The 17,579-nt window shown below is 47.4% G+C and carries 13 protein-coding genes; 3 read left to right on the forward strand and 10 right to left on the reverse strand.

All coding sequences use genetic code 11. From position 1 onward, the window contains the following. Positions 1–4 precede the first annotated feature (4 nt). The 6 genes from HMPREF1212_RS13500 to HMPREF1212_RS13525 all read right to left on the reverse strand — a co-directional run bounded on the left by HMPREF1212_RS13500 (position 5) and on the right by HMPREF1212_RS13525 (position 7,190). Positions 5–3,298: a SusC/RagA family TonB-linked outer membrane protein gene (locus HMPREF1212_RS13500; RefSeq protein WP_232430098.1), complete on the reverse strand. Its 3,294-nt coding sequence runs from the start codon at positions 3,296–3,298 to the stop codon at positions 5–7. A gap of 367 nt (positions 3,299–3,665) precedes the next feature. Next, on the reverse strand, positions 3,666–4,127 hold the full coding sequence (locus HMPREF1212_RS13505; protein WP_028726747.1) for a DUF4293 domain-containing protein: 462 nt from the start codon (positions 4,125–4,127) through the stop codon (positions 3,666–3,668). Positions 4,128–4,203: 76 nt separating this feature from the next. Beyond that, positions 4,204–4,536 carry a DNA-directed RNA polymerase subunit omega gene (locus HMPREF1212_RS13510; protein WP_028726748.1) on the reverse strand — a complete coding sequence of 111 codons (333 nt, stop codon included), beginning with the start codon at positions 4,534–4,536 and terminating at the stop codon, positions 4,204–4,206. Between the two features lie 26 nt (positions 4,537–4,562). Next, on the reverse strand, positions 4,563–5,375 hold the full coding sequence (locus HMPREF1212_RS13515; RefSeq protein WP_028726749.1) for an outer membrane protein assembly factor BamD: 813 nt from the start codon (positions 5,373–5,375) through the stop codon (positions 4,563–4,565). A gap of 67 nt (positions 5,376–5,442) precedes the next feature. Beyond that, complete coding sequence (locus tag HMPREF1212_RS13520; protein WP_028726750.1) at positions 5,443–5,868, reverse strand: amino acid-binding protein; 426 nt, start codon at positions 5,866–5,868, stop codon at positions 5,443–5,445. 20 nt (positions 5,869–5,888) lie between these two features. Beyond that, on the reverse strand, positions 5,889–7,190 hold the full coding sequence (locus HMPREF1212_RS13525) for a phenylacetate--CoA ligase family protein (RefSeq protein WP_028726751.1): 1,302 nt from the start codon (positions 7,188–7,190) through the stop codon (positions 5,889–5,891). 139 nt (positions 7,191–7,329) lie between these two features. Between HMPREF1212_RS13525 and HMPREF1212_RS13530 the strand changes: the two genes are divergently transcribed. Continuing rightward, a complete protein-coding gene (locus tag HMPREF1212_RS13530; protein WP_046149710.1) occupies positions 7,330–8,496 on the forward strand; it encodes an MFS transporter in 1,167 nt (388 codons plus the stop codon). Positions 8,497–8,600: 104 nt separating this feature from the next. Here HMPREF1212_RS13530 and HMPREF1212_RS13535 read toward each other — a convergent pair whose 3' ends face one another. The 4 genes from HMPREF1212_RS13535 to HMPREF1212_RS13550 all read right to left on the reverse strand — a co-directional run bounded on the left by HMPREF1212_RS13535 (position 8,601) and on the right by HMPREF1212_RS13550 (position 15,053). Beyond that, on the reverse strand, positions 8,601–9,707 hold the full coding sequence (locus HMPREF1212_RS13535) for a metallophosphoesterase family protein (protein WP_082099882.1): 1,107 nt from the start codon (positions 9,705–9,707) through the stop codon (positions 8,601–8,603). 11 nt (positions 9,708–9,718) lie between these two features. Beyond that, on the reverse strand, positions 9,719–11,206 hold the full coding sequence (locus HMPREF1212_RS13540) for a SusD/RagB family nutrient-binding outer membrane lipoprotein (RefSeq protein ID WP_046149711.1): 1,488 nt from the start codon (positions 11,204–11,206) through the stop codon (positions 9,719–9,721). 14 nt (positions 11,207–11,220) lie between these two features. Further along, on the reverse strand, positions 11,221–14,403 hold the full coding sequence (locus HMPREF1212_RS13545; RefSeq protein WP_046149712.1) for a SusC/RagA family TonB-linked outer membrane protein: 3,183 nt from the start codon (positions 14,401–14,403) through the stop codon (positions 11,221–11,223). A 113-nt stretch (positions 14,404–14,516) separates the two neighbouring features. Beyond that, positions 14,517–15,053, reverse strand: a complete 537-nt coding sequence (locus tag HMPREF1212_RS13550) for a hypothetical protein (protein WP_028726757.1) — start codon at positions 15,051–15,053, stop codon at positions 14,517–14,519. A 235-nt stretch (positions 15,054–15,288) separates the two neighbouring features. On the opposite strand from HMPREF1212_RS13550, the gene HMPREF1212_RS13555 reads away from it, so the two are divergent. Further along, positions 15,289–16,551: a Gfo/Idh/MocA family protein gene (locus HMPREF1212_RS13555; RefSeq protein WP_046149713.1), complete on the forward strand. Its 1,263-nt coding sequence runs from the start codon at positions 15,289–15,291 to the stop codon at positions 16,549–16,551. A 75-nt stretch (positions 16,552–16,626) separates the two neighbouring features. Then, a complete protein-coding gene (locus HMPREF1212_RS13560; protein WP_046149714.1) occupies positions 16,627–17,535 on the forward strand; it encodes an energy transducer TonB in 909 nt (302 codons plus the stop codon). Positions 17,536–17,579: the final 44 nt, after the last annotated feature.

Raw genomic sequence — 17,579 nt, forward strand, 5'->3', positions numbered from 1 at the left:
CAAATTAGAAATTAACATTAAGACCAAAAGAAATTACTTTTGACAATGGATATACCTTACCATTCTGATCAACAGAATCCGGTTCTGAATTCGAAGTATCCCACCATACACGACCAGAAACAGTTTCTGGATCAAACATTCCAGCCATTTTAGTAATAGTGAATAAGTTATCACCGGAAACATACAAACGTAATGATTGTATGCCAACCTTACTCATCCATGCTTTCGGGAACGTATAACCAACCTGTAAGTTTTTCAGGCGCAGATAAGAACCGTTCTGCAAATATTTCGTTTGTGTCTGCTGATTACGTTTACCTGTATCATTATTAAAGATAGGCCGTGGATAATAGGCATCCAGATTAGCTCCCATTTCATCCCCTTCTGGACGGAAATAATCCAAATGATCAACAAATCCTGCAGATTGCCACATATCACCAAGAGCACCCCAGAAGTAAGGACCACCCACCTCTACATCACGTTTACCTATTCCTTGGAAGAAGGCACTGATATCAAAACCATTCCATGATGCATCCAATGTAATACCATAGTTATATCGTGGCGTTGAATTACCTATAACTCTCTTATCCCCAGAGTCTCCGACCAGTCCGGCTCCTCCGTCAACTTTACCATCACCGTTTAGGTCGGCATACATAATATCACCGGCACCCCAGTTCTTACTGATAGCACTTTGATCTGCTTTTGCCAGATGAGCATCCATCTCTTCCTGGCTCTTTGCGATACCGACAGTCGTATATCCCCAGATTTCACCATCCATCTTACCTGCATACCAATTGCTATACTTCATGGTTTCATTAGGATAACGTGTAATTTTCTGTTGCGCATCAGAAAGAACGGCCTTTACACCATAGCTGACTTTACCGATACGGTCGCGCCAAGATAATTCCAGTTCAAACCCGTAAGACTCCATATCCGCATTATTTATTTTAGGAACAGCTGTACCTAGTGTAACTGGAAGTTCGGGAGCAGGTCCTACCATATCCAACGTCTGACGTTTAAAGTAATCGAAAGAACCTGTCAATCGGTTATTCAAAGCACCAAAATCAAGACCTATATTCCATGAACGGATAGTTTCCCATGTCATCAGACTACTAACCAAACCAGGCATTACAGCAGTTGTAGGTTGACCTCCATTAACCAGCCAATCACCGTTACCTACTTTAATATCCATAGAAGGATAGAACGGATAGAGGTTGGTCGTATTCTGATTTCCCAGTTCACCCCATGATCCTCTTAATTTCAATGTACTCACATATTGTTCCAAATCACTCCAGAATTCTTCGCGGGCAATATTCCAACCTGCAGAGAATGAGGGAAAGAAGCCCCAACGCTGATCTCCGATAAAGCGGGAAGTACCGTCATAACGCACATTTACTTCAGCCATATAACGCTCTTTATAGTTATAGTTGACACGACCAAAGAAACCCGCTGTAGCCCATTCATTCAGCTCATCGCCGTTTTTCATGTTATCCGTAGCAGTGCTCAATGAGGGAACTGTTGGTGAAATCAAGTTATTACGTGATCCCCATACTTTATCGAATTTATTCAATTCAGCATTAAAACCAAGCATACCCTTTATATAATGTCCGCTTTCTGTCTGATAGAAATAATCAGTAAAGAAGTTCATTGTATAGTAATTACGTCTGCTCTTTTCAGCCTGATGCTCAGTCACTCCAGGTCCATGACTTTCATCGTACTTCATAGCTATCGGTTCATTAGCCTCATTATAATTAAAGACAGGTAATATACTATAACGACGTCCCATATTTTCCGTACGGATATTCCCTTCAGCTGTTATTGTCCAATTTTTGACAGGCTCGATAACTAACTGTAACTGTTGTGTCAGATAATCAGTGGATTTATTATCACGTCCACCTTCTTCCAACTGGATAATTTCACTACCTACCATATAATGTCCGTTCGGATCATAAACAGGGTTTGTCGGCCAGCGTCGAGCCAGGTTATGGAAGAACAAACCATTCTGGTAATATGATTTGTCATAATCATTACGTACCCAGCGGGAAGTATAATTCATCCGGATATATTTTGTTACTTCCGCACCTAACTTTGCGTTTAATGAAAAACGTTTATAGCTATCATCGGAATGCTTCAACATACCCTTTTGATCCATATAGTTACCGGAAACCATATAGTTTACTTTTTCAGAACCACCACTCACACTTATATTATGTTCATGGGAAGGAGTCCAATGACGATAATGTTCTTGGAACCAGTCTGTATTCGCATTCGCTCCAGTGTATTCCTGCCAGTTTCCCGAATCGTTAGCAACAGTACCCGCAGTAATCTCTCCCTTTTGGTAAGCAATGATACGATCCATTACTTCCTGACCGAACTTCAAGCCCTGTCCACCATTAATACCGGCTGTATTAAAATAACGTGCAAAATCATAAGAGTTCATCATTTCAGGAACCTTCAAAGGATCAGAGAAACGGATATTATTATTGTAGTTGATCGTTACTTTACCGCTCTTACCTGATTTTGTTGTAATCAAAATCACACCGAACGGAGCACGAGAACCATAAATAGAAGATGCAGCAGCATCCTTTAATACCGAAATACTTTCAATATCCTGTGGATTGATTGTATTCATATCACCTTCCATACCATCGATCAACACCAATGGAGCAGATTTGGAACCATCACCAATAGAACCTGAACCACGAATATTAAATGTCATTTCGTTATCCAATTCCCCACCACCTCTAGGCACAGAGAAGTTCAAACCTGGAACCACACCTTGCAAAGCCTGGCTCACATTAGCAACCGGACGATCAGCTAGTGCTTCAGCCTTTACCATACTTACGGCTCCCGTTACATTCACTTTCTTCTGTGAACCGAAACCAACGACTACCACTTCGTCCAATGCTTGTGAATCGTCTTCCAGAACGATATTCAGCGATTGTTGGTTGGTGACTTTTACGTTTACATCTTTATAACCGATAAAGGATATTTTCAGGGTAGCCCCTGCCGGTACTTTCAATGAGAAGTTGCCGTCTATATCGGTTACTGTACCATTAGTTGAACCAACAACAGAAACGTTGGCTCCAATCACCGTTTCACCTGTAACATCTTTTACAACACCTTTGATGATACGTTCATTTTGCTGGCTGACCGGTATACCGGCACTTTCTTTAATAGTAGGATTTAAGGCAATCGAACCTTTTCCTGTATCCGCTTTCGATGGAGCGGCAGAGAATAAAAAAAGAAGGGCGAAGGCCACATTCCAGTTTTTCATTCCCCGGAAATTCTCTCTCTTCATGTTTAATGTCATTTTTTCTTTAAGTTTTTTTCTTCTAGGTAACTTTTCTCTCTTTTAGTTTAAAGGGTGGTTTTCCCTTTTGATCAATGCTTGTTTTCGTTTTTAAATCATAGGCAATTTTTTGTTTATTTCACACAGCAAAAGAAGTAATACGAGGGGCATTAAATGTTTGAAATCGTCTAAAGTATTTTCGTTATTTATTAAATCGACTGAACAACAAGTGCTAGAGATAAGTACAGGATATATTAGGAGTGTTCACGGTTAAATCCGGACTAGGTTAACAAATAAAAAAACGCAACCATGTATTTACTACATGACTGCGCTTATATATAACTTTTTCTGTCCGCTACGGACAATATCTCTTATCTTATCTCAAACGATCCAGCGAACGTACCAATGCTTCGTCGGCTCCGATATTACGGATGGCTAGATAATCCAGGATCAGGCTGATCAGCGGGAAAGAGAGGGCGATCTTCACACTCAGTGCGGCATCGTTCAACTGGTCTTTCAATACCCATACGAAGAAAGCAAAAAGGCCGTAGAAACCCAGCATCAGTATCCCGTTAAAGATACAAAGGCGGATCTGCAACATACGTTTCTTGAACAGGAAGATGGTAACCAATGCCAGGATAGAGATCACAGCCGTCAGGGCAAAAAGTCCCCAGGTCGGATAGACCAGCTCGGGCGTTGCAGCGATGGTGCTGATGCCTGTCGCATCGAAAGAGTAAAACTGGTCGCCGGCCTGAAACATGGCCAACGGTAAAAATAACGTAGCGACCATCAAGGCCACGATGATAAGTAAGTAAACTGTCTGTATTCTTTGTAACATGGTTATTAGTTCGTTTTAAATGGAAAGGCCGACTCTATCAGGGTCAGCCTTTTCATGTTTTAAACAATATTTCTTCTTAGAAATTATTCTTTTCCTTAGCAGGGTTCTTATAATAAACCTTACCTTCTTCATACTCCTGAGCAGCGATCAATGTCGGCTTCGGAAGTTTTTCATAATAACGGGAGATCTCGATCTGCTCTCTGTTTTCGAAAACTTCTTCCAGGTTATCGTTATAAGAAGCGAACTCCTGAAGTTTCTTTTCCAGGTCTTGCTTCATTTCAACACCAATCTGGTTAGCCCGTTTACCAATGATCATTACTGTTTCATACACATTTCCCGTGTCGGACGATAACTTCATCATGTCACGGGTAACCGTATTCGAAGGGGCGTTAGACTTTCTGTAATCCATTTTACTTTATTGATTAAATAATATCGTTAATACACATCTGTAATTCTTTTGCTGGCATAATCGTAAAACTTCTGTGCCTGTTTTACGTATTTGCCTTCCGGATATTCGTTCATGTAGGTGTAGTATTCGTCTACCACCTCACGATAACGACCCTGCAACTTTTCTTCCACACTTAACACAGCCTGTTCGTACTTCGCACGCAATATATAGAACATGAATTCTTCTCTGTATTTAGAGTAAGGATAGTTCTTCAATGCATTCTCAGCAGTAATTACAGCAGATAAAAAGTTGTTATCGCGCATATAATTACCCAGGTTAAAGTACAGTCTGACTGCCAATAATTCCTTGTAGGCCAGCTTTTCCTGCAATTCGAACATGATCTTCTGTGCTTCGGCAGCCCGTTCACTCTGCGGATAATACTCCAGGTAGAGCTGTAGCTGGTTGATCGCTTCATACGTCTGTGTCTGGTCTAACCGCGGATCGGGAGAGTCCAGATACAAACCATATCCCGAATAATAGCGTGACAACTCCGTGTACTCGCCTTTCGGATAGGTGGTATAATACGTATTAAAGTATTGCGAAGCCGTCTGATAATCTTTCTGTCCGTAATAGCTCTGGGCCAGCAGGTACAGGGATTCTTCGGCATAAGCAGTTCCTTTAAAGATTGTAACCAGTTCATCCAGCAGGGTAGCGGACTTGTTGTATTGCTTTGCATTGAAATACTTCTTTGCATACGAATACTTCAACTCATAGTCCGTACTTTTCAATATCTTGTTATATTCCCCGCAAGAGGATAACAAGACCGTAATCATCATCAATAAAAATACAACCTTTTTCATTCACATACTTTTAGCGCGCAAAGTTACATTTTTTATTGCAAAATAACGAAGCGCATAACGTTAATATTTACAACTTATATAAATCGCTGGCAGCAATAAGCTCCAGTTTGTTGGCTTTCAGAACCTCCGCGCACTTCTCCACATTGTCGGGACGGATAATTACATTAGCCGCCTCTCCCTGCGAGAATGCATACATATATTCAACAAATATACCGGCTGAAGTGATGATCTCCATTGCCTTAGCCAATGCGCCCGGCTGGTTGGGGCAATGCAGGCATACGACATCCGCCACACTCACTGCATATAATTTTTCGCGAAGTACCTGAATAGCTTTTTCCGTATCTGATACGATCAGACGCAGGATACCGAAATCGGAATTCTCTGCCACCGTAAAGGCCGACATGTTCACTCCTGCCTCACCCAAAATCTTTGCCACTTCCGTAAAACGGCCTTTCTTGTTTTCAAGAAAGATAGATAACTGTTTAATTAACATAGCACTTTATTTTTTTAGGTTTAAACTAACTTACGATTGTCGATCACGTGCTTAGCCTTGCCCTGACTGCGTTCGAGGCTGCGCGGTTCCACAATCTTTATATCAGGCTGAATACCGATCACGCTCTGCATGCGGGCGGCGATCTTCTTCTTCAGCGCGATCATCTTGTTCATTTCGTCCGAATAATAGTCCGGACGTACTTCCACCTGGATCTGGAAGGTATCGGTGTTGTTCACACGGTCTACCACGATCAGGTAATGCGGTTCGAATTCCGGCATTTCCAGCAAGACAGATTCCACCTGCGACGGGAATACGTTGACACCACGGATGATCATCATATCGTCGCTACGGCCGAGGATACGTCCCATACGGACAGCGGTACGGCCGCATTCGCACTTTTCATAGATCAGGTGCGTCAGGTCGCGCGTACGGTAACGGATCATCGGCATACCTTCCTTGGTCAGGGTAGTGAATACCAACTCGCCCTGTTCGCCCGGCTCAACCGGTTGCAAGGTTACCGGATCGACGATCTCGGGGAAGAAATGGTCTTCCCAAAGGTGCGTACCGTTCTGGCACTGGCATTCGCCACCGACACCGGGGCCGCATATTTCTGTCAGGCCGTAGATATCGTATGCCTTGATGTTTAGCTTTTGCTCCAGTTCCTTACGCATGTTTTCCGTCCAAGGTTCCGCTCCGAAGGCTCCTACCCTCAGTTGGAATTCTTCCAGGGGAATACCCGAACTGTGGATCGTTTCGGCCAGGTACAAGGCATACGAAGGCGTACAAGCCAAGCCCTTTGCCCCGAAGTCGTGCATCAACTGGATCTGTTTCTGCGTGTTACCGCTACTCATCGGGATCACGGTACCGCCTATATTCTCCACTCCCCCATGCGCACCCAGGCCACCGGTAAACAAACCGTAGCCGTAAGACACCTGCACGGAGTCGTCTTTCGTAATACCATAAGCCGTCAGGCATCGTGCCACCACTTCCGACCAGATAGACAGGTCTTTACGGGTATATCCCACCACGATCGGTTTCCCGGTCGTACCAGAAGAGGCATGTAAACGAACGATCTCGGACATCGGCACAGCCATCAGCCCGAACGGGTAATTATCTCTTAAATCCTGTTTTACCGTAAACGGCAACTTGGATATATCTTCAATAGATTGAATATCATCCGGGGTAATACCCATTTCCTGCATTTTCTTACGATAAAAGGGGGTATTATGATAAACGTGTTCTACAACCCGTTTCAACCGGATACTCTGTAATTTCCGCATTTCTTCGCGGTCCATACATTCAATAGTCTCATTCCAAATCATGGTATCAGTTTGTTATCTTTTAAATGTTAGTAGTCTAAATCTGTCGCAAAGTAAGAACTTTTTTACTAACTGGCAATAAATAATAAGGGTAAATCAAAACATTGTATCTTTGCGGTGCGATAAGAAAAGAAACAGCCAAATGAAACGAAACATACTTGCACTATACATTATTAAACTATCCAAATGGTTTACCCTCGTGATGCCTATCATCGTGCTTTTCTATGAAGATCACGGGCTGGGATTGCAGGATGTATTTATATTGAAGAGCGTTTATTCGATCGCTGCCGTGGCGCTGGAGATACCTTCGGGTTATCTGGCGGATGTGTGGGGACGGCGCAAATGCCTGATACTGGGGTGTATTCTTTTCTTCTTCGGATATCTCTGCTATTCGTTTACTTCCACTTTTGCAGCATTCGTTATAGCGGAAATCCTGCTGGGGACTGGGCAGACGCTGGTGAATGGGGCGGACTCTGCTTTGTTGTATGATACGACCGTGCAATACAAAAAGGAAAACCTTTACCTGCGGTATGAGGGGCGGATCACGATGATCGGGAATTTTGCGGAGGCCATTGCCGGTATCTTCGGTGGATTGCTGGCAGCTTATTCGCTGCGTTACCCGTTCTATGCACAGGCACTCATTGCTTTCAGCGGTATTCCAGCGGCCTTTGCCTTGCAGGAATTGAAGATAAAAAGCAAGATACAAAGCCCTATGAATGAGATCGTGCGGATCATCAAATATTCCCTTGTCACCAACCGGCGGTTATGCTATAACATTATGTTTTCGGGGATTATCGGGGCTGCTACGCTGACAATGGCCTGGTTCGTGCAACCTTACCTGATGTATATGAAAACGCCGACCTCGTGGTTCGGTGTGATCTGGACAGTGCTGAACCTGACGGTAGGTATTGCCGCCCTTTATTCAGACCGGGTAGACAGTTACTTCGGGCCTAAGAAGATGGGGATACTGATCCTTACTTTCGTGGCAGGCGGTTATATCGCCCTGGCTTTCAACCTGACCTATTTCGGACTGGCGATCCTGATGGTATTCTATGTGATCAGAGGGTTTGCCACCCCTATATTAAAAGGATATATCAACCAGATGACGTTTTCGGAGATGCGGGCTACCGTCCTCTCCATCCGTAACTTTATCATCCGGTTGATGTTTGCAGCCATCGCACCGTTTATCGGTTGGCTGAACGATATGTACTCGTTGCAGGTCGCATTGCTGGCATCGGCTGCGATTATTATGGTTCCGGGAGCATTGTTCCTTTGGCTTCAGCTGACAGCAAAGACCAGTCAGGAATAGTTTCATTGTTTCCCTTGCTTGAAACAGTTGTTTCATTAGGGTGAAACAGTTGTTCCATCGGCATGAAACAGTTGTTTCTCCCTAGTGAAACTATTCCTACATGCCTAGCCGAACGGATTCGTATCCCCACCCTTCACAAAGTCTGCCGGATAATGGATGGATGAAATGACCTTGTTATCTTTCAGGCGTATCCATGACTTGAAAGAGCGTTTGCCTTCCGTCAGTTCGAATACACGGGCGCCGTTTCCTCCGGGCACATCATGGTAGACGGTCTTGCCTCCGGTAAAACGTCCGTAGCCCAGTAAGAGGCCTTTCCATTTGGCCACATAATCGTTTACGTGATCGTGGCCGACGAACGTGCCCATTACATCGCCTGCTTCCAGCATTGCCGTGAACAGTCCGGAATTGACAAAGGGAGCACAGGCTTTCTCTTTACGGATGCCGATCAGCAACGTATTTTCGTCGGAAGCAGCCTGGTTATATTCGGGCACCGGGATATGGAAAAAGGCCAGTGCAGGAAGCGGTTTTCCCCCGTTCTTTGCGGTCAGGGCGGCACTGCTCTTCCTGTACCAGTCGATTTGATCGGGTTTGATCCAGTCGTAACCTTTCGTCTCCTCCTTTACAGAATAGGCCAGACTGTCGAAGCCATAGAGAAGAAAGGCTTCTTTTGAACCGTCCGAGCTGTTGACGGGAAGGATAAAGTTTGTTACTCCGGTTATACCTTCCACCGTTCCGGTCAGGTTTCCCGGCATTTCACTGATAAAGGTATAGATCTCGCGGCGGGTCATATCGTGCTCGTCGTCATGGTTACCCAGCGTAGCGGCAAACGGGATATTGCGGGAGATGACAGGCTCGAAAGCTTTCCGGAAACCCTCTGCTGCCGGTTTGGCAAATACGATATCGCCGGTATAGATCACGAAGTCGGGCTTTTCGGCATCCAGCACTTCGTTCATGCGTTCAGCTGCTTCTTCTGAAGCCGGATTGCCGGGCACCCAGTGGATGTCGGTAAACTGTACGATCTTGAACGTACCGTCCGCACGGAACTTCAGTTTGCCGGCATGTGCCTTATACAACGGGCTATCCAGATAAGAAGCGCCTGTCGCACCTGTTACGCTTGCCGTTTCCTTTTCGGCTGCTTTCGTACCGGATATTCCCAGAAAAGACACCGGGAGCAAAAGCCCCGATGTCCGTAAAAATTCTTTTCTATTCATTTCACTATAACTTATTTAATCCACCACGGTTTGTCGGATGTCCGGTCGTTGCCCCCGAACTGCGATTGCAGGGCGGCCTCTACGTTGGCGGCATTGTTATTATATTCGTTCTGCGGATACATCCAGCGGTAAGGCAGGTTTACGCCCGCAGCCCTGCGGAATTCGGGATAACCCGTACGCAACTGGTCGTAATACGGCATCCACATACTGCCTTGCAGGAAGGTCGGTATGTATTTCTGCAGGATGATACGTTCTATCTTCTGATCCTTTGTCAGCGAAGAGCTGTAAGCCACCTTCTCGCCTTGCAGGTAAGCCGCGGCCGCCTCTTCATCCAGGTAACCGGCCACAGTGGGTGCATACTTTTCATAAAAGCGGAAAGAAGCCTTGACGGCAGACTCGTAAAGAGCCCGGTCGTCACCCGTTATCCAACCACGCACGACGGCTTCCGCCAGGATCAGTTGCTGCTCCGTATAGCCCAGCAGGATCATCGGTTCGTTTGTCGCATGCTGGTAATAGCGGGTGGCCGGCTTGGAACAACCGCCCAGCGTCACCTTGTCGTTCACCAGGCTGTAGGCAATGGCAGGGTCTCCCCCATCGTAGGAAGAGAAATCGTCGATAGCCAGGCCGGCCTTTTCCGCAGCCGGGGTCTGGGTACAGAAAGCAAACAGGCGCGGGTCTTTGCGGGTAGCCAGAGCAGCCACATAGGTAGAGTCCATATAACGTCCCGAACCGAAGTCGCTGTCGTTGAAGTAAGGGTAACGGTCGTCCTGCTGATCGAGGAAGACCAGTTGACCGTTGTCGGCATCGCTTGTCATCAGCGGTTCGTTCTGCGAGATACGGGCAAAGGTCGATTTCACGTCCAGGCTGCCTACGGTTTGCTTGTTCGACAACGACATCAGGACACGCAGGCGGTAGGCGTTGACCAGGCGGCGCCATTTCATCAGATCGCCGCTGTAGATGATGTCTCCACTTATAATACTGTTATTGTCGGTCAGCAAGGTGTTCGCTTCTTCCAGTTTGGCAAGCACCGTGGCAAGTACCGTCTCCTGCGAGTCGTATTTAGGCTGGTACAAGCCGTTTGTTTCCGCCTGCATGGCTTCGCTGCAAGGCACGTCGCCGAACTGCATCGTGAGCATGTAGTAATAATGGGCTTCGAAGAAAAGAGCCAATGCCTCATAAGCGGTCTGGTCGCCTTTGGCGGCTTCTTCCTTCATCTTCGCCACGTTGCGCAGGTTGTTATAATAATCGAAACCGCCGCGTGTCCATTTGTACACCTGGTAGGTGCTCTCGCCAGAAGTCAGGATCAACATTTTCGTGGCATGGCAGACCGAAGCGCTCGACTCTTCGAACGTGGTGAACGACAAGCCGGTGAGCAATAACGCCGGATCGGTGGTTGTCGGGTTGTTCGGGTCGATATTCATTTCTTCCAGGTCGATGCAGGAGTTGCAGGTAAACGCCAATGCGGCACCGGCAACGATATATTTTAGATACTTCTTCATTGTTTTATCTGTGATTATAATTTGATTGATGCGCTGATACCGATATAACGTGCCGACGGGTCTTGCAGGTCGCTGTCGCTTGCACCGAAGTCGGGATCGAGGTACGGGGTCTTTTTCCATACTCCCAGGTTATTACCGAAGAGGGTTACTTCGAGTCCTTTGATCTTGTTCATCTCGAAGAGGTTCTTCAGGTCGTAGGAAACAGCCACACGGCGCAGTTTGAGGTAAGAACGGTTGAATGTATTGGCAAACAATTCGCTTTCGGCGGTGCGTACCACGGCACGGTAGGGATAGTTCTGCGCCCAGGTCTGGATATTGACAGCCGTCTCATTCTTCTTGTACTGGCGCGTATCGGAGAGGATATTCCCGTTGACATCGTAGGTAACTTCGCCGCTCACGATATTCACCCCTTCCGGCACATAGATCGCCTTGCCGCCGTTGTCGTATTCTTCCTGACGGTACATCGTCGACTTGGGATGCTTGCCGCCCCACCACATCTTCTGGGTCGTCGTAGAGATCAGCGTACCGCCGATCGCCCCGTCTATATCGATATTGACCGTGAAATTCTTTATCTTGAATGTATTCTGAAGACCATAACGCACGTCGGGCGACTGGTTGCCTACGTGGGTCTTGAAGGCACTCTGGGTAGGCATACCGTTGCTGTCGAGGATGAGCTGCCCGTCGGGAGTCTTTTCCCATTCGGTAGCGTACATGGCATCTGCACGGTCGCCCACTTTCAGGTCGCCGAACTTCTCCTGTCCGCCGTAGATCTTCGTAAGCTTGCGGATGTTGCTGCTCCAGTTGGTGGAAAGATTCCAGGTGAAGTTCTTGTTCTGCACCGGAGTTGCACTAACGATCAACTCGAAACCGTTTGTCGTGTATTCATTTCCGTTGACGAAACGGTAAGGGAAACCGGATGCTTCGGATATAGGCAACTTGATGATACTGTTCTCATCCAGCATACGGTAATAGGTCAGATCCAATCCCAGCCGGTTATGCAGGAATGAGGTAGACATACCCACTTCGAAAGAAGAGGTCTTCTGCGGCAGGATATCCGGATTAACCAGGGCGGTAACCGTACCGGAACCCGAGGGATCGGTCACTGCATTAGGATAAGTCACCGAAGGCGTACTTCCGTAGAGGATACCTTTCGCATAGGTGGCCTGCAAAGCATACGGATCGAGGTCGCTCGACACCTGCGCCCATGCCCCGTTCACCTTCAGGTAATCCATCCAGGAGGGCAGTTTCACATACTCATTCACCAACGTACTGATGGATACGGAGGGATAGAAATAAGAATTGTTTGCCGCAGACAAGGTGGACGACCAGTCGTTACGTCCGGTAAAAGTCAGGAAGACCGACTCGAACAGGTCGATATTAACGGAGCCGTAGATACTTTCGATCGCCTTCTCGTTCATCGAGTTCGTTGCGCTCACCGGATTCAGGCTGTTACCCAGGTTGTACACTTTCGGAACGATCAGACCGTCCGTTGCCTGCGCTTCCTTACGTATCTGGCGGTAATAGAGGGAGGTTCCCAGGTTGGCCGTGAAAGCAAAGTCTTTGCTCACCGCCTGCGTATAGGTTGCGAGGACGTCGGCATTGATATTCAGTTGGTCGGTGTTCCAGGTCTTGTAATCACCGTTACGGGAGTCGCCGTAGTTCATGTACGACTTCGGGCTTTTCATATCTTCGAACGTGTTCTCCAGACGTCCGGCGGCACGCCCCTGCACAGTCAGGCCGGACAATACGTCCCAGTTCAGTTTCACCTGCCCGTTCGTCGTGTTGCGGTCATGCTTCTGGGTCAACTCGTTGGTTGCAAAATAGGGGTTGTTGTACCAGGCGTAGTTGTAGTTTGCCTGGCGTGTACCTTCCGAGTCGGGACGATACATATGTTCGGACAAATCCTTGCCGTTCACATCGTTACCCATCCAGAGCAGGATGGTGTACATATGGTTCTTCGGGCCGTAGCCGTAACGGGGATAGTTGGGCGAATAGACCTTGTTGTACGACAGGTTGGCCGACAACGTCACCGTATTGCTCAGGTTGAACATACTGTTGAAGTTCAGACCGCCTGTATAGATAGAGGTATTCGGAACCTGCCCGCGTTGCTTGGAGAAGTCGCCGTTGAAATTGTAGTTCGCCTTTTTCGTCTTGTTCGCCACCGAGAAAGTAGCCTTGGTGATGACACCCGTACGGAGGAAGTCTTTCAGGTTATCGTGGGCTTCCCAGGTGGTCGGCACACGCTCGTAGCGGGTACGGTCGTCGTAAACCGATCCGGCCACATCTCCCCACCAGGGGATCACCTCTCCCGTCTGCTTGTCGCGGATCGGACTGTTCCACTGGGCGATCTTCTGCCCTTCGAAGCGAGGCCCCCAGGTCATATCGCCATCGGAGATACCACCGTCGGCACCGTCCCAGAACTCATACTGTCCGTTCGAGCCGGAACCGAACTCGTTCTGTGTCTCAGGAAATACCGTAAAACCGGCTGTCACCATGCTGGAGATACCTGCAGTGACCACCAGCCCTTCTTCCTTAGCCAGTTTCGTAGAGATCAGGATCGCCCCGTCTTTACCACGCGAACCGTACAAGGCAGCCGCTGCCGTCCCTTTCAACACGTTGATACTCTCGATATTCTCCGGAGAGACATCGAACAAATCCGACTCGACAGGAATACCGTCCACCACCATCAGCGGCGTCTTGCCGCGAAGGGAGAAGCTGGGTGCCTGGAACATGCCGGTAGGATTGTTGACCGTCAGGCCTGCCACCTGACCGGAAAGGGCGTTGCCCACGTTAACCGTACCGGGTTGCTCCAACGCTTCGGTACTCACCTGCTGGGTGGTGTATCCCAGTTTCTTTTTCTGCTGCTTGATACCGATGGCAGTCACCACCACTTCGTCGATCAGCTTCACGTCGTCCGACATTTCCACATTGATAACCTTCAGGTTGCCTATCGGGCGTTCCACCGTTTCATATCCTACGAAAGAAAAGACCAGCGTACCGTTCTTCGGTGCTTCGATCTCGTAATTACCATCTATATCCGTTACGGTTCCGACAACTGAATTCTTAACCACTACTGCGGCTCCTGTCACGGGGCCCAGTTTGTCTGTTACCGTCCCGGTCACTTTCACCGCTTGGGCAAAGGCCAGAGTCGAACAAATCAGAAAGCTACAAATCAATAAGTAAAATTTGCTTTTCATATATAAACATTAATTGATGTACATGCACGAAGTCCCGGGGCAAGGTCTCGGACTTGCCCTAAAACATTCGTTTCCACTAAAATATAAGGGGATGGGGAGTAGAGAGGGGAAAATTAGTAGAGGCTTTTCAGCTTGACGTTATCAAAGATAGCCAGCAGACGCGACGAGTCTTTCTTGTTACCCTGGAGGGCTTCTTCAAACGTATTGGTATCGGAGTCGATAGCGGCCAGGGCGATCTTCAGCACATTGGCGAATTCGTCCGACGCCTCTTCCTTCGTCAGCTTCTTGCTCTTCACATCTTTGTTCAGCTGTTTCTCGATCGAACGGACGGCATTATAGATACCCGGTTTACGGATCACCGTACGGCGTGACGGGTCGCCCGGTACTATTTCCTCTTTGACTACATACATATCCATGAACGCATTGTACAAGCATCCGACCTCTTTGCCGAACTTATGATTGTTTGCGTTAGCCAGTTCTTCAGCAGTAGGTTCCTGCACGGCAGAATAGAACTCCCACGTTTCGACAGGAGCTGCTTCCACATTTGCTTTGCTTGCCTTGTCGTTATCTCCATCGGCAACTGTCACGGCATGCAGCATAGAGAACGAAGTACCCAATAAAACAACTAATAACACTAAACTCTTTTTCATAACGATTTCTTTTATCTATTAAATTATGCTGCAAATGTAGAGGTGCCATATTACAAAACCGCAACAAAGAAATTAAGATACATTTACCTTTTTGTTACAAAGGAACGTAACACTCCATATCATCACACTGTTAGCTGCCAGGCATTAAAAATTGACTGATAAACTGCCATATGAACGGTTTATAAAGAAATTATCCTATATTTGAAAAATATTAATCTATTATATCTTTCAGACCATGAACACAGAAAAGACCACTCCCGTAACAGCCATCGTTCTGGGAGCCAGCGGAAGAGGTAAATTGTACGGCGATTATTCACTGGAACATCCGGACGACCTGCAAATCACCGGTATTGCCGAGTTGGTGGAACTGCGCCGCAACATATACGGTGACAAATACCATGTCCCCCGGGAAAATCGCGTCGCCACCTGGGAAGAGATACTCAGCCGTCCCAGGTTTGCCGATGCCGTCATCATCGCCACGCCCGACCATCTGCATTACGCCCCTTGCATGAAGGCGCTCGACCTGGGATACGACATCCTACTCGAAAAACCGATCGCGCAGACCGACGAGGAATGCCGCCGCCTGGTAGCTTATGCCCAAGAAAAAGGAAAGATCGTAGGCCTCACCCACGTCCTGCGTTATTCGCCTTATTTCGGGATGCTGAAAGAGATGGTGAGCAGCAAAGCGATCGGCGACCTGGTCAGCATCCAGCATTTCGAGCCGGTGGAACATGTACACATGAGCCATTCGTACGTACGCGGAAGCTGGCGCAATGCGGAAGCGAGTACGCCGCTGGTACTGGCCAAATCGAGCCACGACCTGGATATCCTTCACTGGATCATCGGCAAACCTTGTAAGAAAGTAGTTGCCTTCGGTGACCTGTCGCATTTCAAGGCCGGCAACGCCCCCGAAGGTGCTCCAGCCCGTTGTACCGACGGTTGTCCGGCTGAAGCGTCCTGCCCCTTCTCCGCCCTGAAAATCTATTACCGCGACCGCACTTGGCTGTACGTCTTCGACCTCCCGGAAGACCCGGACAAGCAGGGTGACGTGATCCTCGAAAACCTGAAGACAGGCCCGTACGGCAAATGTGTCTACCATTGCGAGAACAACCAGCCCGACCATTATATGATGCTGATGGAATTTGAAGGCGGCGTAACGGTCAACTTCTCGATCGAGGGGTTCACTTCCTATGGCGGCCGCCGTACGCGTATCATGGGGACACGCGGCGACATCGTCGGCGATATGGAGACGTTCACCCACACCGACTTTGCCACCGGCGTCTCGAAAACATACAACGCCAACGCCGAAGACGCCCTCAACTACGAAGGCGTAGGCCACGGCGGCGGCGATGCCGGCATGATCCGCGACTGGATCGAAGCCATCCGCCGACAGGATGCCAGCCTGATGAGCACCCCGCTCGACGAGTCGCTCGAAAGCCATTTGATCGCGTTTGCGGCGGAGAGGAGCAGGAAAGAAGGGAAAGTGATAGAGATGTAGAAAATTCATGGCCCAGAAGTGTTTATAACAAATCTTTTTCTTATCTTTGGAAAAGACATCTAAACTATCCGGGCCATGAAAACGAAACGAACATCATTCCTACCGGCTATCCTGTTATTAGTCATTTTATCCATCACTAATACAGGCGCTATAACACAATCCCACAGTAGTGATAAGCCGGAGTATAAACGTCCTACAGCAATCCCGAAAGGTGATATGCCACCAACATTTCCTGATGATGTAAATCTTATAATCAATGAGATCACAATCTATCCCCCTTCCCTATTGAAAGAAGACACCGGAGGAACTGTTACGTGCAAATTCACAATTACCGAAGATGGAGAAACAAAGAATATCAAGTTATTACAAAAGGCCCACTCCCTATTGAACAAAGAAGCAATTCGTATTATTCAGTCGTTTCCCAGAATCCGACCAGCCGTCAGAGACGGGAAACCGGTTCCGTATAAATACGAACTGTCCATCAAGTTTTCCCCGAACGCTTATCGGGCATATCATAGGAAAAGAAAAGAGGATATGATAAAAGAAATAGAATGGCGGGAGAACAACAGATACATCTTTGGACAGGGTAGATTTGTGTGTATGCCCGAATTCCCCGGTGGTCAGGGAATGTTGCTCCAATATATGCAAAAGAATATCCGTTACCCCGAATCACTAAAAGGAAGTGGAATAAGCAAACGCCTGACTTGTAGTGTCGATATAAATATATTCGGTATGGTCGATAATATAAAAATCATACGTGGCGGAAACGAGTACCCGGAAATGGATAAAGAAGCCATACGCCTTCTCAGTGAAATGCCGGCCTGGGCGGTTGGAAAAAATCAAGCACGTGAAACAACCGACTGGAAATTCGAGGATGTTCCGGAAGGATACAACAAAAGACAGTACCGTGAATACCAAATAGTTAAATACACTATTCCGGTAACATTCAAAGAAGACATTAATAAGCCTGCAATTGTTAATTGATTATCCCGGCTTCATTTTACAATCACCCAACAGGCAATACCCAG

It is taken from the genome of Parabacteroides sp. HGS0025 (assembly GCF_000969845.1).
Lineage (GTDB): Bacteria > Bacteroidota > Bacteroidia > Bacteroidales > Tannerellaceae > Parabacteroides > Parabacteroides gordonii.